Origin of the sequence: Pseudomonas sp. SJZ074 (assembly GCF_007828215.1) — a bacterium.
Lineage (GTDB): Bacteria > Pseudomonadota > Gammaproteobacteria > Pseudomonadales > Pseudomonadaceae > Aquipseudomonas.
This window is the reverse complement of sequence record NZ_VIUE01000015.1, coordinates 51692-68506: the sequence shown is the minus strand read 5'-3', so window position 1 is coordinate 68506 and position 16815 is coordinate 51692. Positions and strand designations below refer to the sequence as shown.

15 protein-coding genes are annotated in these 16815 nt (G+C 61.3%); all 15 read left to right on the top strand.

Going from position 1 to position 16815, the window contains the following annotated elements; genetic code table 11:
• The 15 genes from FBX99_RS16640 to terL all read left to right on the top strand — a co-directional run bounded on the left by FBX99_RS16640 (nucleotide 1) and on the right by terL (nucleotide 16793).
• Entirely contained in the window at nucleotides 1–204 is a 204-nt protein-coding gene (locus FBX99_RS16640; protein ID WP_145132160.1) for a hypothetical protein, read from the top strand.
• Nucleotides 201–1802 carry a portal protein gene (locus tag FBX99_RS16635; protein WP_145132158.1) on the top strand — a complete coding sequence of 534 codons (1602 nt, stop codon included), beginning with the start codon at nucleotides 201–203 and terminating at the stop codon, nucleotides 1800–1802. Before FBX99_RS16640 ends, FBX99_RS16635 begins: the two co-directional genes overlap by 4 nt.
• Nucleotides 1799–2047, top strand: coding sequence for a hypothetical protein (locus tag FBX99_RS16630; RefSeq protein WP_145132156.1), 249 nt, complete (start codon nucleotides 1799–1801; stop codon nucleotides 2045–2047). The genes FBX99_RS16635 and FBX99_RS16630 overlap by 4 nt, the downstream gene beginning before the upstream one ends.
• Entirely contained in the window at nucleotides 2044–2883 is an 840-nt protein-coding gene (locus tag FBX99_RS16625; protein WP_145132154.1) for a hypothetical protein, read from the top strand. Before FBX99_RS16630 ends, FBX99_RS16625 begins: the two co-directional genes overlap by 4 nt.
• 181 nt (nucleotides 2884–3064) lie before the next feature.
• Complete coding sequence (locus FBX99_RS16620; RefSeq protein WP_256664077.1) at nucleotides 3065–3928, top strand: phage capsid protein; 864 nt, start codon at nucleotides 3065–3067, stop codon at nucleotides 3926–3928.
• A gap of 44 nt (nucleotides 3929–3972) precedes the next feature.
• Nucleotides 3973–4497 carry a hypothetical protein gene (locus FBX99_RS16615; RefSeq protein ID WP_145132150.1) on the top strand — a complete coding sequence of 175 codons (525 nt, stop codon included), beginning with the start codon at nucleotides 3973–3975 and terminating at the stop codon, nucleotides 4495–4497.
• 77 nt (nucleotides 4498–4574) lie between these two features.
• Nucleotides 4575–5162, top strand: a complete 588-nt coding sequence (locus FBX99_RS16610; protein WP_218570869.1) for a hypothetical protein — start codon at nucleotides 4575–4577, stop codon at nucleotides 5160–5162.
• Entirely contained in the window at nucleotides 5162–7312 is a 2151-nt protein-coding gene (locus FBX99_RS16605) for a hypothetical protein (protein WP_145132148.1), read from the top strand. The genes FBX99_RS16610 and FBX99_RS16605 overlap by 1 nt, the downstream gene beginning before the upstream one ends.
• A gap of 11 nt (nucleotides 7313–7323) precedes the next feature.
• A complete protein-coding gene (locus tag FBX99_RS16600) occupies nucleotides 7324–7767 on the top strand; it encodes a GNAT family N-acetyltransferase (protein WP_145132146.1) in 444 nt (147 codons plus the stop codon).
• A 1-nt stretch (nucleotide 7768) separates the two neighbouring features.
• Nucleotides 7769–8293 carry a hypothetical protein gene (locus FBX99_RS16595; RefSeq protein ID WP_256664076.1) on the top strand — a complete coding sequence of 175 codons (525 nt, stop codon included), beginning with the start codon at nucleotides 7769–7771 and terminating at the stop codon, nucleotides 8291–8293.
• Entirely contained in the window at nucleotides 8293–10311 is a 2019-nt protein-coding gene (locus FBX99_RS16590; RefSeq protein ID WP_145132144.1) for a hypothetical protein, read from the top strand. Before FBX99_RS16595 ends, FBX99_RS16590 begins: the two co-directional genes overlap by 1 nt.
• On the top strand, nucleotides 10308–12239 hold the full coding sequence (locus FBX99_RS16585) for a hypothetical protein (protein WP_145132142.1): 1932 nt from the start codon (nucleotides 10308–10310) through the stop codon (nucleotides 12237–12239). Before FBX99_RS16590 ends, FBX99_RS16585 begins: the two co-directional genes overlap by 4 nt.
• A gap of 63 nt (nucleotides 12240–12302) precedes the next feature.
• Nucleotides 12303–14846: a hypothetical protein gene (locus FBX99_RS16580; RefSeq protein ID WP_145132140.1), complete on the top strand. Its 2544-nt coding sequence runs from the start codon at nucleotides 12303–12305 to the stop codon at nucleotides 14844–14846.
• A complete protein-coding gene (locus FBX99_RS16575) occupies nucleotides 14843–15181 on the top strand; it encodes a hypothetical protein (RefSeq protein ID WP_145132138.1) in 339 nt (112 codons plus the stop codon). The genes FBX99_RS16580 and FBX99_RS16575 overlap by 4 nt, the downstream gene beginning before the upstream one ends.
• Complete coding sequence (terL, locus tag FBX99_RS16570; protein WP_145132136.1) at nucleotides 15171–16793, top strand: phage terminase large subunit; 1623 nt, start codon at nucleotides 15171–15173, stop codon at nucleotides 16791–16793. The genes FBX99_RS16575 and terL overlap by 11 nt, the downstream gene beginning before the upstream one ends.
• Nucleotides 16794–16815: the final 22 nt, after the last annotated feature.

Here is a 16815-nt window from a genome sequence, read left to right as displayed (position 1 = left end):
ATGAGCAGCAAACCATCGAAACCGAAAGTCGTCGCAGCGCCAGACCCGCAGGTTGAGGCGCAGAAGGCCGCCGACCTGGCAGCGAAGAAGGCCAACGACGAGACCGCAATCCGCAAGAAGCGCAAGCAGGAGAGCAGCTTGCTGTCATCCGCCGGCGCAGCCGGCAGTGTGCTGGATCAAGGTAAGAGGACTCTTGGAGCATGAACGCAGACCAGATCGCCAAAACGCTGAGCACCCTGAAGTCTCTTCGCTCGCCGCATGAGACGGTCTGGCGCGATTGCTTTGATCACAGCTACCCGATCCGGGGTAGTGGTTTCTGCACTGAGCAGATCACGGCCATGGAGGCGCAGATGCGCAAGGCCAGGCTCATCGACGGGACTACCACTGACGCGGCCCGCATCCTGTCGTCCGGCATCATGTCCGGCCTGACACCGGCCAATTCCCTGTGGTTTGGCCTGGATGTCGGGCAAGAAACCGATGAGGAGCGGCGGTGGCTGGACGACTCGGCCGACATCCTCTGGCAGAACATCCACGCATCCAACTTCGACGCGGCCGCCTTTGAGGGGCTTATCGACGTTGTGTGCGCTGGTTGGTTTGCCCTGTATATCGACCAGGACAAGGAGAAAGGCGGGTTTACCTTTGATCTGTGGCCCATCGCGAGCGTGTACGCCTCGGCGTCCAAGGCCGGCGGCAAGATCGACACCGTGTATCGGGAATACAGGCTCACGGCAGAGCAGGCGGTAAACGAGTTCGGCGAAGCCAACGTCAGCGAGAACACCCGCAAGCTGGCGAAGGATAAGCCTCAAGAGCTGGTGCGCTTTGTCCACGCCATCTACCCGCGTAGCACGTACATGGTGGGCGCCAAGCTGGCGAAGAACATGCCTATCGCGTCGTGCAAGGTCGAAGTCGAGGCCAAGTACCTGGTCAGCGAGTCGGGCTACCACGAAATGCCGGTGGTCGTGCCGCGCTGGATGATGATCCCGGACAGCGTGTATGCCGTGGGCCCAGTGTTCGACGCGCTGCCAGATTCCCGCACCCTGAACGAACTGTGCCGCATGGACCTCGCAGCCGGTGACCTGGCTATCGCCGGCATGTGGATTGCCGAAGACGACGGCGTGCTCAACCCGCGCACCGTCAAGGTTGGGCCGCGCAAGATCATCGTTGCGAACTCCGTGGACAGCATGAAGCCGCTTCAAAGCGGTTCGAACTTCCAGTACGCGGAAACGAAGATCGCCCGTTTGCAGGCCTCAATCCGCAAGATCCTGATGGCCGACCAGCTCCAGGCCCAGGATGGCCCGGCGATGACCGCCACCGAGGTGCATGTGCGGGTGAACCTGATCCGCCAGTTGCTGGGGCCGGTGTATGGCCGACTCCAGACCGAATACCTGCAACCCCTGGTTGAGCGTTGCTTTGGCATCGCCTACCGCGCTGGCGTGCTGGGTGCTGCGCCTGAGTCGCTGGCCGGCCGCAACTTCACAGTGCGCTACCTGTCGCCGCTCGCCCGGTCGCAGAAGCTTGAGGAAGTCACTGCCATTGACCAGTTCGTGGCCGGGGCTATCGGTGTGTTCCAGGGGACGCAGGACCCCTCCATTCTGGACAACATCGACATGGACGAGGCCCAGCGCTTTAAGGGTGAAGCCTTGGGCGTGCCGTCGTCTGTCATCCGCAGCAAGGCCGACCGCGACAAGATCCGCGACGACCGCGCTGCAGCCATGCAGGCCCAACAGGAGCAGGCACAGCAGCAAATGGTGCAGCAGCAGGCCACTGAGGCCGCGCTCAAACAGCAAGGAGCGGCAGCATGAACCTGACGCCGGAACAGACCGACGCGCTGTTCAAGCGTGTGTTTGAGGATCACCACGAAGGCCGTATCGCACTGGATCTGCTGATTCAGCGCTTCGCCAAGAACGCCTGCACTGTGGGCGGCATTGACGCAATCCTCAAGACCTACAAGCAGGCCGGCGCCCGCGAGGTGCTCGACGCAATCATGAACCACATCAATCGTGCCAACGGTGTTCAAGACGCCAACGACCAAGAGGAATCGCAATGAACTGGTTTATCCATGCCCGGTTGGGTCACTTTCTAATGGCTGAGGCTGGAGAAGGTGGAGAGGGCGGAGGTGGCGATCCAGCACCAGCTCTAGCGCCTGGCTCTGTGCTGGGCAACGCCGCAGCCGCGGACTTCATTCCCGAGAAGTACCGGACCAACAAGGAGGACGGCAGCCTTGACCTGGAAGCATCGTCGCGCAAGCTGGCCGAGTCCTACAAAAACCTTGAAACCCGCATGGGCTCGGGTGATGCCCCGCCAAAGACCTTTGAGGAATACGCGCCCAAGATCGAAGCGGAAGGCTTCAACTGGGAAGAGTTCAAGGCCGACGAGAGCACGCAATCTTTTCTCAAGGGCGCCCACGCCAAGGGCATGACCAACGCCCAGGTAGAGTACGCCATCAGCGAGTACCTGAAGGCTGCGCCTGCTCTGGTCGAGGGTGGTGTGCAATTGACCGTGCAGGACTGCACGGCGGCGCTCAAGGCCGTTTGGACTGATGATGCGGCCATGACGACCAACATCACCGCGTCCTACAGGGCGGCCGAAGCTTTCGCCAGTGAGGCCGGGAAGCCCGGCAACTTCGATGCGCTCATGGCTAAGTATGGCAATGACCCGGACTTCATTGCGTTCACTGCCAACATCGGCAAGGAGCTGAAAGAGGACAGCGCCATCAGCGGCGGCAGCGTGGTCAGCGACGGTGACTTCAAGGTCAAGACCGCCGAGTTGCGTCAGCAACTGCAAGACCTGCCGTTGCACGATCCGAAGCGCGCAGGCATCCAGGCTCAACTGGATACCCTCTACAACAACCGCTACACCCCATCCTCGTCCCGCCTCAAATAGTCGGGAAACCGACACCCCCCATGCACAAACATCGCAGGCATCCCAGCAATGGGCCGGCCTGCGATGGCACGCAGACAACCGGAAAGCCCCGAGGCGCAGCAGAGCCGATGCACGCCAGGAATACCGGCCCGCACAGCGGACAACCGGCAGGCAATCCCTTATCTGCATTGGAGTGCATCAAATGTCCTTTCAAATCACTGAAGCCTTTGCTCAGCAGTTCGGTGACAACTTCCGTCACTTGGCACAGCAAATGACCTCGCGGCTTGAAAACCGCGTGAGCATCGAGCCGAACATCGTCGGCATGTCCAAGTCCATCAACCGCCTGGGCCAGCGTACTGCCAAGCGCCGTACCACTCGCCACGGTGACACCCCGATCAACGATCAACCACACAGCACGCGCTTTGTGGACCTGTTCGACTGGGAAGATGGCGACATGATCGACGACCAGGACAAGATCCGTATGTTGGTTGACCCAACCTCGGACTACGTCAAGGCGATGGTGTCCTCGCTCAACCGCGCCAAGGATGACGTAATTATTGCATCCATGGGCGGCAACTCTCGCGCAACCACCGGCAACATCATCTTGCCGACCGCGCAGAAGATTGCCGTAGGCGGCACCGGCTTGACCAAAGCAAAGATCATCCAGGCCCGTAAGTTGTTCCGCCGCAACGAAGCGGACAACCACAACGGTGAGGAGCTGTACATCACTTACACCGCTTCGGCGGCAGCCGACATCCTGGCCGACCCAACCTTGACCAGCCAGGACTATCTGGCGGGCAAGTTCCTTCAGGACGGCGACGTTGAAGGCAAGTGGATGGGCTTCACCTGGATTCCGTCCGAGCGTACCCCGCTGTCCGGCAGCACGCGCCTGCTCTACGCCTGGGCTAAGTCTGGCGTAACGCTGGGCAAGGGCGCCGATATCACCACCAAGGTCGGCGAAGATCCTGGCAAGGGCTTCAACGTGCGTATCTACGCCAAAATGTCCATCGGTTCCGTGCGGGTGGAAGAAGAGAAGGTTGTGGAAATCGCGGCGCTTGAGTCGTAAGGCTCAGGCATCGCCTCCACCCACTGAATCAGGAGCAATGAATCATGGCTGTAGTAACCACCAAATCCACCGCCGTCACGAATGCTGACGCGCTCCCACAAACCCTGTCGCCCCAGCGTATCGACGGTGGCCGCATTCGTGAGCGTGTAGGCGTGATCGAGGCCGGCGCCGCCGATTCCATCGGTTCGGTCTACCGGATGATGCGCATCAACTCCGTGGACCGCGTGTCCCGGCTGTTGCTGTCGTGCGATGCCATCACCACCGCCGTGGGCGATATCGGCCTGTATGACGTTTCGGCAGTCAATGCCGGCGCCGTCGTGGACGTCGATTTCTTCGCCTCGGCTCAAGCCCTCACCGCTGCCCTGGTCAACCAGGACGTGACCCATGAAGCGGACGCGGCAGACGCTGGTGCAGGTTTCGGCCTGGCCGACGTTGAGAAACCTCTGTGGCAAGCGCTGGGCCTCGCTGCTGACCCGGGCAAGCAGTACGACGTGGCAATCACGCTGACCGCTGCTGCAACCGGCGCAGGAACCGTTGTCCTGCGTTTGCAGTACATCGACGGCAACTGATCATCGTGGCGGATGCCATGGATGGCAAATAACTTACCGGGGCCATGTGCCCCGGTCTTTTTATCTGGAGGTTGGAGATGAGCATGGCCACCGGTGTATCGATCTGTTCCAACGCGCTGCTGATGCTCGGCGCACAGACCATCAACGATTTCAACGACCAGTTGAACCTGGACCGGGCCAAGCTTTGCGCCAACCTGTATCCGACCGTAAGGGATGACATGCTGCGTCAACACCCCTGGAATTGCTGCATCAAGCGCATCGTTCTTGCGCCTGATGCCGCAGCGCCGGCTTTCGGATATGAGCATGCCTTCGAGCTGCCTGCCGACTTCCTGCGTGTGCTGGAGGTTGGAAGCGGCGGCCAGCAAATCGACTATCGGGTTGAAGGGCGAACCATCCAGGCGGATACCACCGCCCTGGAGCTGCGTTACATCTTTCGCAATGAGGTGGAAAACACCTGGGATGTGAACCTAATCAAGCTGGTTACGCTGGCTATGGCGTCAGTGCTGGCTTACCCCGTGACCCAATCCACGGCCTTGCAGCAGGCGCTGGAGCAGCAGCTCGAAATGGAGAAGCGTAGGGCCCGAGCCGTGGATGGGCAGGAAGATCCGCCGCAGACGCTGGGCGATGAGCGCCTGCTTGCCGCCCGCTTTGGGGGTGGCTGGTAATGGCCCGCCTATCGCTGATCCAAACCAACTTCACCGCCGGTGAGGTTTCGCCGAGAATGCTCGGGCGCGTGGATCTGTCCCGGTACCAGAACGGCGCCGAGACAATTGAGAACGCATGGCCAGTCATCCATGGTGGTGCGGTGCGCCGGGACGGCACCCTGTTCGTCGCGGCTGCCAAGTTCCCCGACAAGAAGTGCCGGCTTATCCCCTACGTCTTCAACACCGAGCAGGCCTACATGTGCGAGTTCGGTGACCTTTACGTGCGGATCTACTACCCGAACGGCACCTATACCGGCGTTGAGCTGGTCAGTCCCTACAGTCACACGATGCTTGACCGGGTTGATTATGTTCAGGGCGCCGACACCATGTTTATCTTCAACACATCGGTCCCGGTCTATCGCCTACGTCGGCTGGCAGATACCGAGTGGAGCCTTGCCCCGGCGCCTTTCGTGACGAAGCCATTCGATGAGAAGGGCATCGACTTCACAACCTCGATCACGTTCAGCGACCCAACGGTGGGCACTGGGCGCACGGCCACCTCGGCCGCTTCTGCGTTCCTGGCTTCTGACGTTGACCGCGAGATCTGGTCAGGCGGTGGCGTTGCGAAGATCACCGCCTACACCAGCGCCACAGTGGTGACTGTTGAAGTCCTCAACGCCTTTACCGCAGCCGTGCGTCCTACGTGGTCACTCAAGGGCTCACCGCAGACCACTAACACCCTGAGCGCCGCCACTCCCGTAGGCGGCGTTGTCACGATGACCCTGGGGGCCGCCGGCTGGCGCTCCAACGACGTCGGGAAGTTCGTCAAGATCAACGGCGGGCTTCTGGAAATCAGCGTTTACACCAGCGTTACGGTGGTATCCGGGATCATCCGTTCGGCGCCGACGTCTGCCGTTGCATCTCCGGCCAACGCCTGGTCGCTTGAGGCATCCGTTTGGAACGACATCGACGGTTATCCAGGGGCAGGCACGTTGTACGAGCAGCGTCTCGCTCTGGGCGGCTCTGTGAACTACCCGCAGACCATTTGGGAATCACGCACGGGTGAGTATCTGAACTTCGAACTCGGTACCAAGGACGATGACGCGCTGTCCTACAACCTGTCTTCTGACCAGATCAACCCCATTCTTCACATGGGCCAGATCAATGCCCTGGTTCCGCTGACCTACGGCGGTGAGTTCACCGTCAGCGGCGGTGTTGAGAAGGCAATCACCCCGACCAACATCCGGGCGAAGAACCCATCGGTCTACGGTTGCAACCGCGTGCGCCCGGTGCGGATCGGTAACGAACTGTATTTTGTCCAGCGCGCCAGCCGCAAGCTTCGGGCCATGGCCTACAAGTACGATTCGGATACGTTCGGCTCGCCTGACATGTCGATCCTGTCCGAGCACGCCACGAAATCAGGCATCGTGGACATGGCCTACCAGCAGGAGCCAGAGTCGATTCTGTACCTGGTACGTGCTGACGGCGTCATGGCGACCATGACCGTGGACCGGGATCAGGACGTCATCGGCTGGGCCCGCCAGATCACCGATGGAGCGTTCGAGTCGGCCGCTTCAATCCCTGTGGCCAATGGGGATCAGGTGTGGTGTGTGGTCCGCCGGACTGTGAACGGCCAGAACGTCCGCTACATCGAGCGCTTCACCCAGGGCATCCGGGTGGATAGCGGTATATCCGCGACCAGCGTCCCAGGTGCATCGGTATGGGGAGGGCTCGGCCACCTTGAAGGAAAGACCGTAGACATCGTCGCTGACGGCATCGTCATGCAACAGCAGGTGGTCGCCGGCGGCCAGGTCACCATTCCCCGCAACGCCTTTGCCGTACAGATCGGCCTCAACTTCGTGACCAAGATCAAAACCTTGACGCCAGAAGTCCAGGGCAGCACCGGCAGCGTACAGGGCAACAGCATGCGCATCGGCGAGATAACGCTGCGCTTCCTGGAAACCACCGGCTGCAAGGTCAATGGACAGATCATCGCTTTCCGCTCAACCGGTGCCGGCACCCTGGATCAGCCCCCCGATCTCTTCACTGGTGTTCATCGCATGGAGAATCTTGGGTGGGATCGAGGGCAGGCGTCGATCACCATCACGCAGGAACAGCCTTTGCCCTTCCAGCTCTTGAGCGTCATCAAAAAAGCCACGTTCAACGATTGAGGTAACCCGCCATGATTCGGCCCGCAAAACACTCCGATGTACCGCGCCTGATTGAGCTGGGCACGCTGCTGCATGACACGACCAGTTATGCCTCGATGAACTTCAGTCCAGAGAAGTCGGCCACCTTCCTGCACAGTCTGATCAACGGCCTGGGGGTTGTTTTTGTTGCCGAGATAGACGGGCAGATCGTTGGCGGCATGGCTGGCGGCCTGACTGATCAATGGTTCAGTGATGACCTCATCGCCTACGACTACTCAATCTTCATTGAGCCCGGCCGGCGCAGTGGCATCACAGCCGTTCGGCTGATCAAGACCTTTGAGCAGTGGGCAATCCTGAAGGGGGCCAAGCAACTGCACATGGGGATTGGAACCGGAGTAAACGTCGAGGGGACCGCGCGGCTGTATCAATCGTGCGGGTTGAACCACTTCGGACCACTGATGATGAAGGAGCTTTGACATGGCCGCGAACGCCGCTTATGCCGCCTATGCCGCTTATGCAGCAATGGCTGCAGCCACCGCTTATTCGGTGTATTCAACCCAGCAGTCTGGCAAGCAGGCGCAGCTCAACGCTAACGCGCAGAGCGAGCAAGCCAAGCTCGACGCGGATAACGCTGCCAGCGCCGCCGTGGTGCAGGCCGATCGCATCCGGCGCCTGGCGCGCAACCAGGCCAGCGAGGCGAACGCAGCGCTTGCGGCTTCTGGCGTAGAGGTTGGGGCCGGGACCGCGATCAACATCAACGAAGAGATCATTGGCAACGCTGAAGAGGATGCGGCGCTGACTATCTTCAATGGTCGCAACCAGCAATCCAGGCTCTACAACGACGCCAGCAATTACACGCTGGCCGGCCAGCAAGCCCGGTCGGCGGCCAACTCACAATCCATCGGCACCGTGCTGTCCGCTGGCGCTCAGACTGGCATGTCCTGGAAGGCGTCGGCATCGGGCAGAAACGGCACCGTCGCGCAGATCGGGGGTAATTCCTGATGCCACAGATCCCACTCGGCAGCTTTGGACGGGTCAACGTCCAGCCAGAAGCCCAACAAACGCGCGTGGTTACCGTCGATAACAGCGCACAGAACAGAGCCGCCCAAGGGGTGGCTTCTGCCGTTCAAGGCGCAGCCCTCGGCTACCTGGACCAGGTCAACAAGGAGGATCAGGCACTTGCCAGAGTAAAGGCGAGCAACGCGCTGATTGATCGCGAATCGCAGATCAAGACCATCGCGAATGACCTTGATGAGCAGATGCGCACCGGTAAGCTCAGTTATGACAAGTCGGAGGAAGCCTACAATGCGGCCGTGTCGCAATTGCCGGCACTGGAAACTCCAGGGCTTGACCAGGCGCAGCAGGGAGAAATAGGCAACTCCCTCAAGCGCATGCAGTTGGGTGGCCTGGAAAGGGTCCGAGAGGCTTCTGGCAAGGGCCGCATCATGGCGGCGCAAAGCGACATCACGTCCCGCATGGATATGTTGGGCAAGGACGCCGCTCTGCCAGGCGCCAACGTAGACCAGATCAACGCCCGGATGGATGCCGAAGACATCGACGTGGCCGGTCGTCTGGCATACGGCGAAGCCTGGGCCAGCAAGAAACAGGAATTCAAGGACGGTAACTGGACCACGCACGCGACCCAGCGTGTCATCGAGTCCCGCGAGAACATCGGCAGCTTGCAAAAGCTGGAGCATGATCTCACCGCCGAGGATGGCTTCTACGCCAAGAAGCTGGACCCCGAGAAGCGCAACCAGCTATTGAACACAGTCAGCGGCCGCATATTCCAGGTGAAGGAGCAGCAACAGCGCCAGGCAGAAATGCGGGAGATGAAGGCTGAGCGGATCCTCGCCCAGATGGACCGGCAGGCCGCCACGGGCATTCCGCCAACACCGGCGGATCAACAGCGGTGGAGGGCGGCTTTATCTGGCACCTCAATGGCTGGCGAGTTCAACGCGCGCATGGGCGAAATGAACGAAGTCCAGTCCCTGCTACGCCAGCCCATCGCCGTGCAACAACAATACGTCGACCAGAAGCGCCTCCAGATGGCGAAGTCTGGCGCCAGTGTGGTCGAGCAGACCAACATCGCCCGGCTACAAACTGCCATCGACAACAACACCAAGCTTCTGCGCGAAAACCCGCTGACCTTCAATGCCATGCGTACCGGCCAGGACGTTGCGCCTCTGGACGTTTCGGGCATCACCACGCCAGAAGGCCAGGCCAAGCTGGGTGAACAGATCGCTGAGCGCTTCGACGTGGTCAACTCAGTGCGCAAGGCCTACGGCCCTGAGGTGGCTCGCGTGCCGTTCAAGCCAGAAGAGACCGCGTTGCTGACCTCTGTCATGGCTCAGGCAGATGACGCCACCAAGCTTCAGGTCTTGGGTTCAATTGCCGCCGCTTCGCCGTCTGGTGCTGACTATGCAGCAGCCATCAAGCCTCTGGTAGCCGATCAACCCATCACGGTACTGGCCGGCATGGCGCAGTTCCGCAGGCTCAAGGGGCAGGACGGCACCGACGTGCCCAAGATGTTGTTGGCCGGCGGCAAGGTGCTGAAGGACAAATCGGTGCCGCTGCCCAAAGACAACATCTTTCGCGAGGCCTTCGAAGAGCACATCGGCACTGCCATGGCTCCAGGAACACCGCAGCGGGAGCAAGCATTCCTGGCTTTCAAGTCCCTGTATGCAGGCACAGCGGCGGCGAAGGGGGTTGTCTACGGAGAAGGTGAAGACTTGGACAGCGATACCGCAAAGGCTGCTATCGAAATGGCTACCGGCGGTATCAGCGAGCGTGGCGGGGCGAAGGTCATCAAACCGTATGGCATGACGGATGATGACTTTGACAGGGTTGTTGACCTAGAGCTGCAAGGCATGGCCGAGCGCACCAAGTTCCCGTTGGGGCAACTGGAGGACATGCCTCTGTCGCCAGTGCCAGGGCGCGAGGGCTCGTATTACCTGATGAACGCGGGTCGTGTGCAGATCGACCCAGCAACCCAGCAACCAATGGTGGTGAAAGTAAAATGAGCTGGCTCGACGGATTGGTTGAAGAAAACGAGGCTCTGAGCCAGGATCAGCGCTTCGAGCGCACTGAGGAAAGGCCGAAGCCGGGTGTCTTCACTGGGGCCCTTGAAACGCTGGGGCCCAACCTGTTGCGCGGCGGGCTGGAGGCCGGCGGTGCCATTGAATCCGGGTTCAGTTCGTTGTGGCAGGGCGGCCTCGATCTGGCTGCCAGCGCTTTGCTGCCTGAGCCGAAGTTTGGCGGATCGCCAGACGTCACCAGCGCCGAGCGCTCCAGCCAGGAAACTCTGGGGCAGGGCACGGCTCAAGCGGTCATGGACCTGCGTCCAGATCCGGCCGAGGTTGGGGTGGTCGGGCAGATCCTGGGTGAAGCCGCCGCCGTCTTGCCGCGTACCGTGGTGGGCGCCGCGTTCGGTGGCCCTGTGGGAGCGGCGGTTGGTGCTGGTGCGCCTGCCGGCTATTCCGGCAAGCAGGTTGGCATGGCCGAAGGCCTGGACGAGGAAACCGCCACCTACAAGGGCACGATTGATGCGGCGACCGTTGGTATCGGTGCTGCACTTCCTGCCGCTCGCTTCGTCAAGCCATTGCTCGGAGACGCCGCAATTGCTGTGGGAGCGAACGTTGGTCTTGGCATGGCCGGGCGTGGCGCTACTGCCAAGCTGTTGGAGAGCAACGGCTACACCGCCCAGGCCGCGCAGTACCAGGCCATGGACGGGACAGCCATCGCCACCGACGCCATCTTGGGCGCGGCATTCTTCGGCATTGGCCGTGTGGGAGCGAACGGCCTACGCCGGCCCACCACCAGGCAGGTGGACGCAGCGCTGGCCGAGCGCACGTACCAGCATGCCGACATCGATACCGCCCCAGGCGCTCCGATAAACCCACGGTCGGCTGTAGCGCATCAGGACGCTATCCGCACGGCCATCAGCCAGTTGAGCCGTGGCGAGTCTGTAGTGCTACCGGAGAGCATCCACAGCGCGGAGTTCCTGCGTACCGCTGACGATGTGCCGGCCATGGCCCCAAGCCGTGACGCGGCACTGGCATCCGCCCGCCAGGACTTGGAGCCCACCTTGCGGTTGGAGCTGGAGCAGGAAGCCGCCGGAATTCTGCCCAACGTGCGCGATGTGAAGGCCGAGCTATCGACTGTAGCCAACAGCCTGCAAGGGCTGGACGACACGTTCCGTGCTCGAGCAAAGGAGTTTCAGCAGCAAGGGCAGAGCCGCAAGGCTGCCGAGCGTTCGGCGCGGGAATCGATCAATGCCGAGCGCCAAGCCCTGACCGACCGCCAGGCCACCCTGAATGACAGCCTCAGCGGCAACCGCAGTGCAGAGCAGGCCCGGGCTGACCTGAACACCCTTGATCGTGGTTCGCTCCCACGAAGGTTTGAAGAGCGGGTCAGTCAGCGCGCTGACGCCATTGTGCAGGGGTTCGAGAAGAAGCCCCTTGCCGCCGGCGTGGCCGAGGGCAATACCCGCTTGAGCATGGCCCAGGTGGCACAGCAGGAAATCCGCCGAATCCTTGACGACATCGAGCGCGCCGAGCCTACGTTGCAGGCCAAGCCGCTGGATATCGGCACCTCAAAACAAGTTGCAAAACCGGAAGCGTCGTCACCGAAGGCTGACTTACCACCTGGTGGTAAACAAACTGGTAAGTCTGCCGGGGAGAAAGTTACCAACCCTGATAAACCGGGGGCTGAGGTGGTAAGCGAGTCCGGTAAACCGAGTGCCGATCCAGAGATTCAGGTTGCCGACGAGATCCTGTCCAGGGTTGAGGATATGCGGATATCCACCGGTGCCATCGATGCCGACGGCAATCCTATCACCGTGTCCGCCCGGGAAATGCTCGCCAGCGCTGACGCTGAAATCGTCAAGGCTCAGGATGACGCCCGAGGCTTCGCCGCTGCCGCTGCCTGCTTCCTGCAACGCGGTTTCTAAATAGTCGGGAAACCGTCTATCCCCGCCCCATAGGCTTGCTCCCATCCCATCAGGAGCAAGCCCATGCGCCCCGAATGTATCAAGGCCGTAACCCAGGCCATTGGCCGCCCCCTCACGCAGCCAGAAATCCAAGGCATCGAGAATCGTGTGCGCCGGAATATGAAGCAACTGGCGCAGACCGACCCCACCTGGCAATCAAAGACTGCTGCTGACCGGCTCAACGAGGCCGCCGCCAAGTCCGCCAAGGACCTGGTCGATGAAGCCAACCTCAAGAAAAAGCGCGTGGCGCTGACGATCCTGGCCCATGACCGTATCGACAGCTACATGAAGCGATTCCCCGATCAGCCCCTTGAAGGGCTTGATCGGCTGTTGGCGTTCTCGTCGGACGGCAAGAGCGGCATTCAGTCCATTGAATCGGCCACCCGCGCCATTCGTGACGACGCGCTCAGTCGCATGCTGGACGTCATCGACCAGACCAAAGGCAAGTTCCTCGGGCTGTTCCAGGACGAAGCCGGAAACCTTGCGCTGGTGCGCGAACTGCACGGCCAGGACTCCGGCAACGCCACGGCCAAGGCTGCCGCCAAATCCTTCAAGGACACTGCCGAGCAGCTTCGCCAGCGCTTCAACCGCGCCGGCGGAGATGTGGGCTTCCTTGATGATTGGTCAATGCCTCGCGATCACTCGCAAGTCAAGGTCGCCAAGGACCAGGCCAAATGGGTAGGCGACCACATCCAGTGGGCCAACCGGGCCAAGTACCTCAAGGAAGATGGCACACCCATGAACGATGCCGAGCTGACCGACTTCCTGAACCATGCATGGCAGACCCTGGCGACCGGTGGCGTCAACAAGCTGGAGCCGGGACAGGCGGCCGGTAACGGCATGCGCGCCAACCGTGGGAGCGAGTCGCGGCAAATCCACTACAAGGACGCGGAAAGCTTCATCGCAGCACAGAAGGCCTACGGTGAGCGCAATTTGCTGGAGCTGCTGATAGGTCACATTGACCGGGCGTCCCGTGACATCGCTCTGGTTGAGGCCCTGGGCCCGAACCCGTCCAACCAGATGCGTTACTTCCTCGATGAGGGCCAGAAGGCCACAGACACAGCCGACCCGAAGAAGTCCGACAAGACCGCCAAGCAGCGCCGCAAGATTGAAAATCTGTTCGAAGAAGTGGCCGGCACCCGGGAGCCGCCGGCATCGGCAACCATAGCCAATGGCTTCGAGACGTATCGCGCCTTGAACGTTGCCAGTCGCCTGGGCTCTGCCGTGCTGACGTCGGTCACCGACCAGGGAACCCTGGGCCTTACCGCATCCATGAACGGTATGCCGGTGATGAAGGTGTTCGCCAACGAGATACGCATGCTAAACCCGGCCAGCGCGGCAGACCGGCGCATGGCACAGCGCGCAGGCCTGGGCCTGAATCAGTTGATCGGCAGCCTGAACCGTTGGGGGGCTGATGGCCTAGGCACCACGGAACAGATTTCCGGGCGGATCTCGAAGTTCAGCCAGACCGCCGCCAGCAAGATCATGCAGGCCTCTGGCATGAACGCATTGACCGCCGGCACCCAGCGGGCGTTCGGCGCCACCATGATGGATACCCTGGGTGACATGTCCCGGCGGCATCCGACCATTGCGGCCATGGACCCGGCCGACAGCAAGCGCCTGCTCGGGCAGGGCGTGACGGAAACCGATTGGGCCGTGTGGCGCCTGGCGCAGCCAGAGGATTGGCGCGGCGCGGGCGACACCGTACTGACGGCGAACAGCATCTACCGCATCCCTAACGCTGACCTGGTGCCGTTGGCGCAGCAGCTCAAGACAACCCCGCAACGCCTCAAGGATCAGGCCGCCACCAAGCTGCTGGGCACGGTGCTGGATGAAACCAATATGGCGATCATCGAACCCGGTGCCCGGGAGAAGGCCGTCATGCACGGTGGTGTCGAGCGTGGCACCGTTAAGGGCGAACTGATGCGCTCGTTCTGGCAGTTCAAAAGCTTTTCTATCGCCATGATGCTGCGCCACGTTCGGCGCGGGCTGGCCCAGGAAGGTTGGGGCAAGGCTGGATATATCGGCGCGCTGGTAGCGTCCACTACCGTCCTGGGCGGAATGGCGATTCAGTTGGGCGAGATCGCTGCAGGTCGTGACCCGAAGAACGTCACCGATGACGGAACGCTGGGCGTCCCTGGCCTGCGCTTTGGTGTGGCCTCGATGCTCAAGGGCGGGGCATTGGGGCTATACGGTGACTTCCTGTTCTCCGACAGCTCCCAGGGCGGCAGTTCACCGCTGGCAGCCATTGGCGGGCCGATTGCCGGCGACCTGGAAGCCGTGTTCAAGCTCAAGGACAACGCGGCGGCAGGCGAGGTAAACCAGACCGGCGCCAAGCTGGTGCGTCTCGCCAAGTCCCATACCCCAGGCGCAAACCTCTGGTACACGAAGGCGGCCACCGATCACCTGATATTCAACCAGCTTCAGGAATATTTCAGCCCTGGCTACCTGCGCCGGATGAAGAAGCGGGCCAAGACGGAATTCAAGCAATCGTATTGGTGGGAGCCTGGCGACATGACGCCGGATCGGGCTCCAAACCTTGGCGCAGCCGTGGGAGCGAGACCATGAGAGATGATCAGATCACGCGCCTACAAGCGCTCAGCGAACGCTTGGGGGAGGTTGTCATCACCGAGGTTGATCCGCACAACTGGCCTGGCGCGGAGAAGCCGCCGGCAGAACTTACCCAGCAGGAGCGAGGCGACCGCTATTGGTGCAAGAAAAACGCCGCAGCCACCATGACGCTACTGCTCAAGGTTGTGAACATCGCCGGCATCATGAATCGGCAGAAGCCGGCACCAGATGCTGGACATGCGGTTGATGAGCTGGACGGTGAGCTGGCATCCGCCGAACGTGAGGCCCAGGCCATCATCGAGCGGATGCAGAAGGCCGGGAATGTCCACTGACCCAGAGAAGAAAGTCAGCCTACTGGTTTTCTTCATGCTGTGGGCGCGGCGCATGCGTTGGGATGTGCCGTTCATCCACGTTCAAGCGTTGATGTGGCTGGAGGCCAAAGGGCCTCTGGCCGTTTTGCGTTGTTTCCGGGGCTTCGGCAAATCGACCTTGCTCGCGATTTACAACGCCTGGCTGTACTACAAGGACCCGACGTTTCGCATTCTTCACCAGTCCGAATCAGACCCCACGGCCTACAAGACCAGCCGTGACACACAGAACGTCATTCGCAATCACCCGCTTACTCGGCACCTGCTGCCGCCCAACCAGGGCACCGTTGAGCAATGGTGGGTGGAAGGGGCCGCGGACATTCGTAACGCGAGCATGTTCGCCAAGGGCATTTTGTCGAACGTCACGTCGGCCCGTGCGGACGAATGCCAGAACGACGACGTTGAGGTGCCGCGAAACATCCAGACCCCTGAGGCTCGCGAGAAGCTTAGGTATCGCCTGGGTGAGCAGACGCACATCCTGGTGCCTGGCGGCAGCAAGCTATTTATAGGCACGCCGCACACCCATGACAGCCTGTACGACGAACTGGAGAGCATGGGGGCCGACTGCCTGACCATCCGCATGTTCGCCCAGGAATTCAGGATCGAGGACGCCAAGCGCCACGCCTATGACGTGCCGTTCGTGCCTGACGTGGTTTTCTCCGGCATCGGCAAGCATGCCCGGGTTCTGGTGCAGGGCAAGGACTATCAGGTCACCAAAACGGGTATCGCATTCTTCGAGCCGCCCGGAACGCTGATCGACTGCTACGCGGGCAGCGCCTGGCCCGAGCGTTTCGACATGGCTACGCTGGAGATCCGCCGGCGCGAAACCCGCACGATCAACGAATGGGACTCGCAATATCAGCTCCATTCGAAGCCCGTCACGGAGGTTCGCCTCGATCCTGCTCGGATCATTCCCTACGACGTGCAGCCGACCATGCGCTATGCCAACAGCGCGGCGGCCATGTACCTGGGTTCAACGCAGATTGTCGGTGCCATCGCTTACTGGGACTGCTCGCTGGGCAAGATCAAGTCGGATGCCTCAGCCTTTTCCCTGATCCTCACGGACGCCAGGGGGCAACTGTACTGGCATCTGGCGAAGGGACTCACTGGTGAGATTGCCGAGTTCGACGAGCGCGACCGGATCAACGGCGGCCAGGTCTATCAGATCCGGGAACTGGTCATTCAGTACCAGATTCCCCGGGTGATCATCGAAACCAACGGGCCCGGTGGGTTCGCTCCCGCGATATTGAAACAGGCCCTGAAGGGCACGGGGTGCGGCGTAGGAGAAGAGCACAGCAGTACCAACAAGCAGAAACGCATCCTCGACGCCTTCGAGCCGCCTCTCTCGGCGCGCTTCCTGTGGGCCCACATCGATGTGCTTCGAACGATTTGGGATCAGATGCGCGACTTCAACCCAGCGCTGACAGATCAGGATGATGACTTCATCGACTCCGGCGCCGGCGCAATCGCCCAAACCCCTGTGCGCATTGGCCGAATAGTCGGGAAACCGACAGAGGTCCGGCGGGACGATTGGCGTCCAGATGCGGGCGTGCACGACGTGCAGGTTGAATACTAGGGCCCGCCGCCACCAAGGGGTC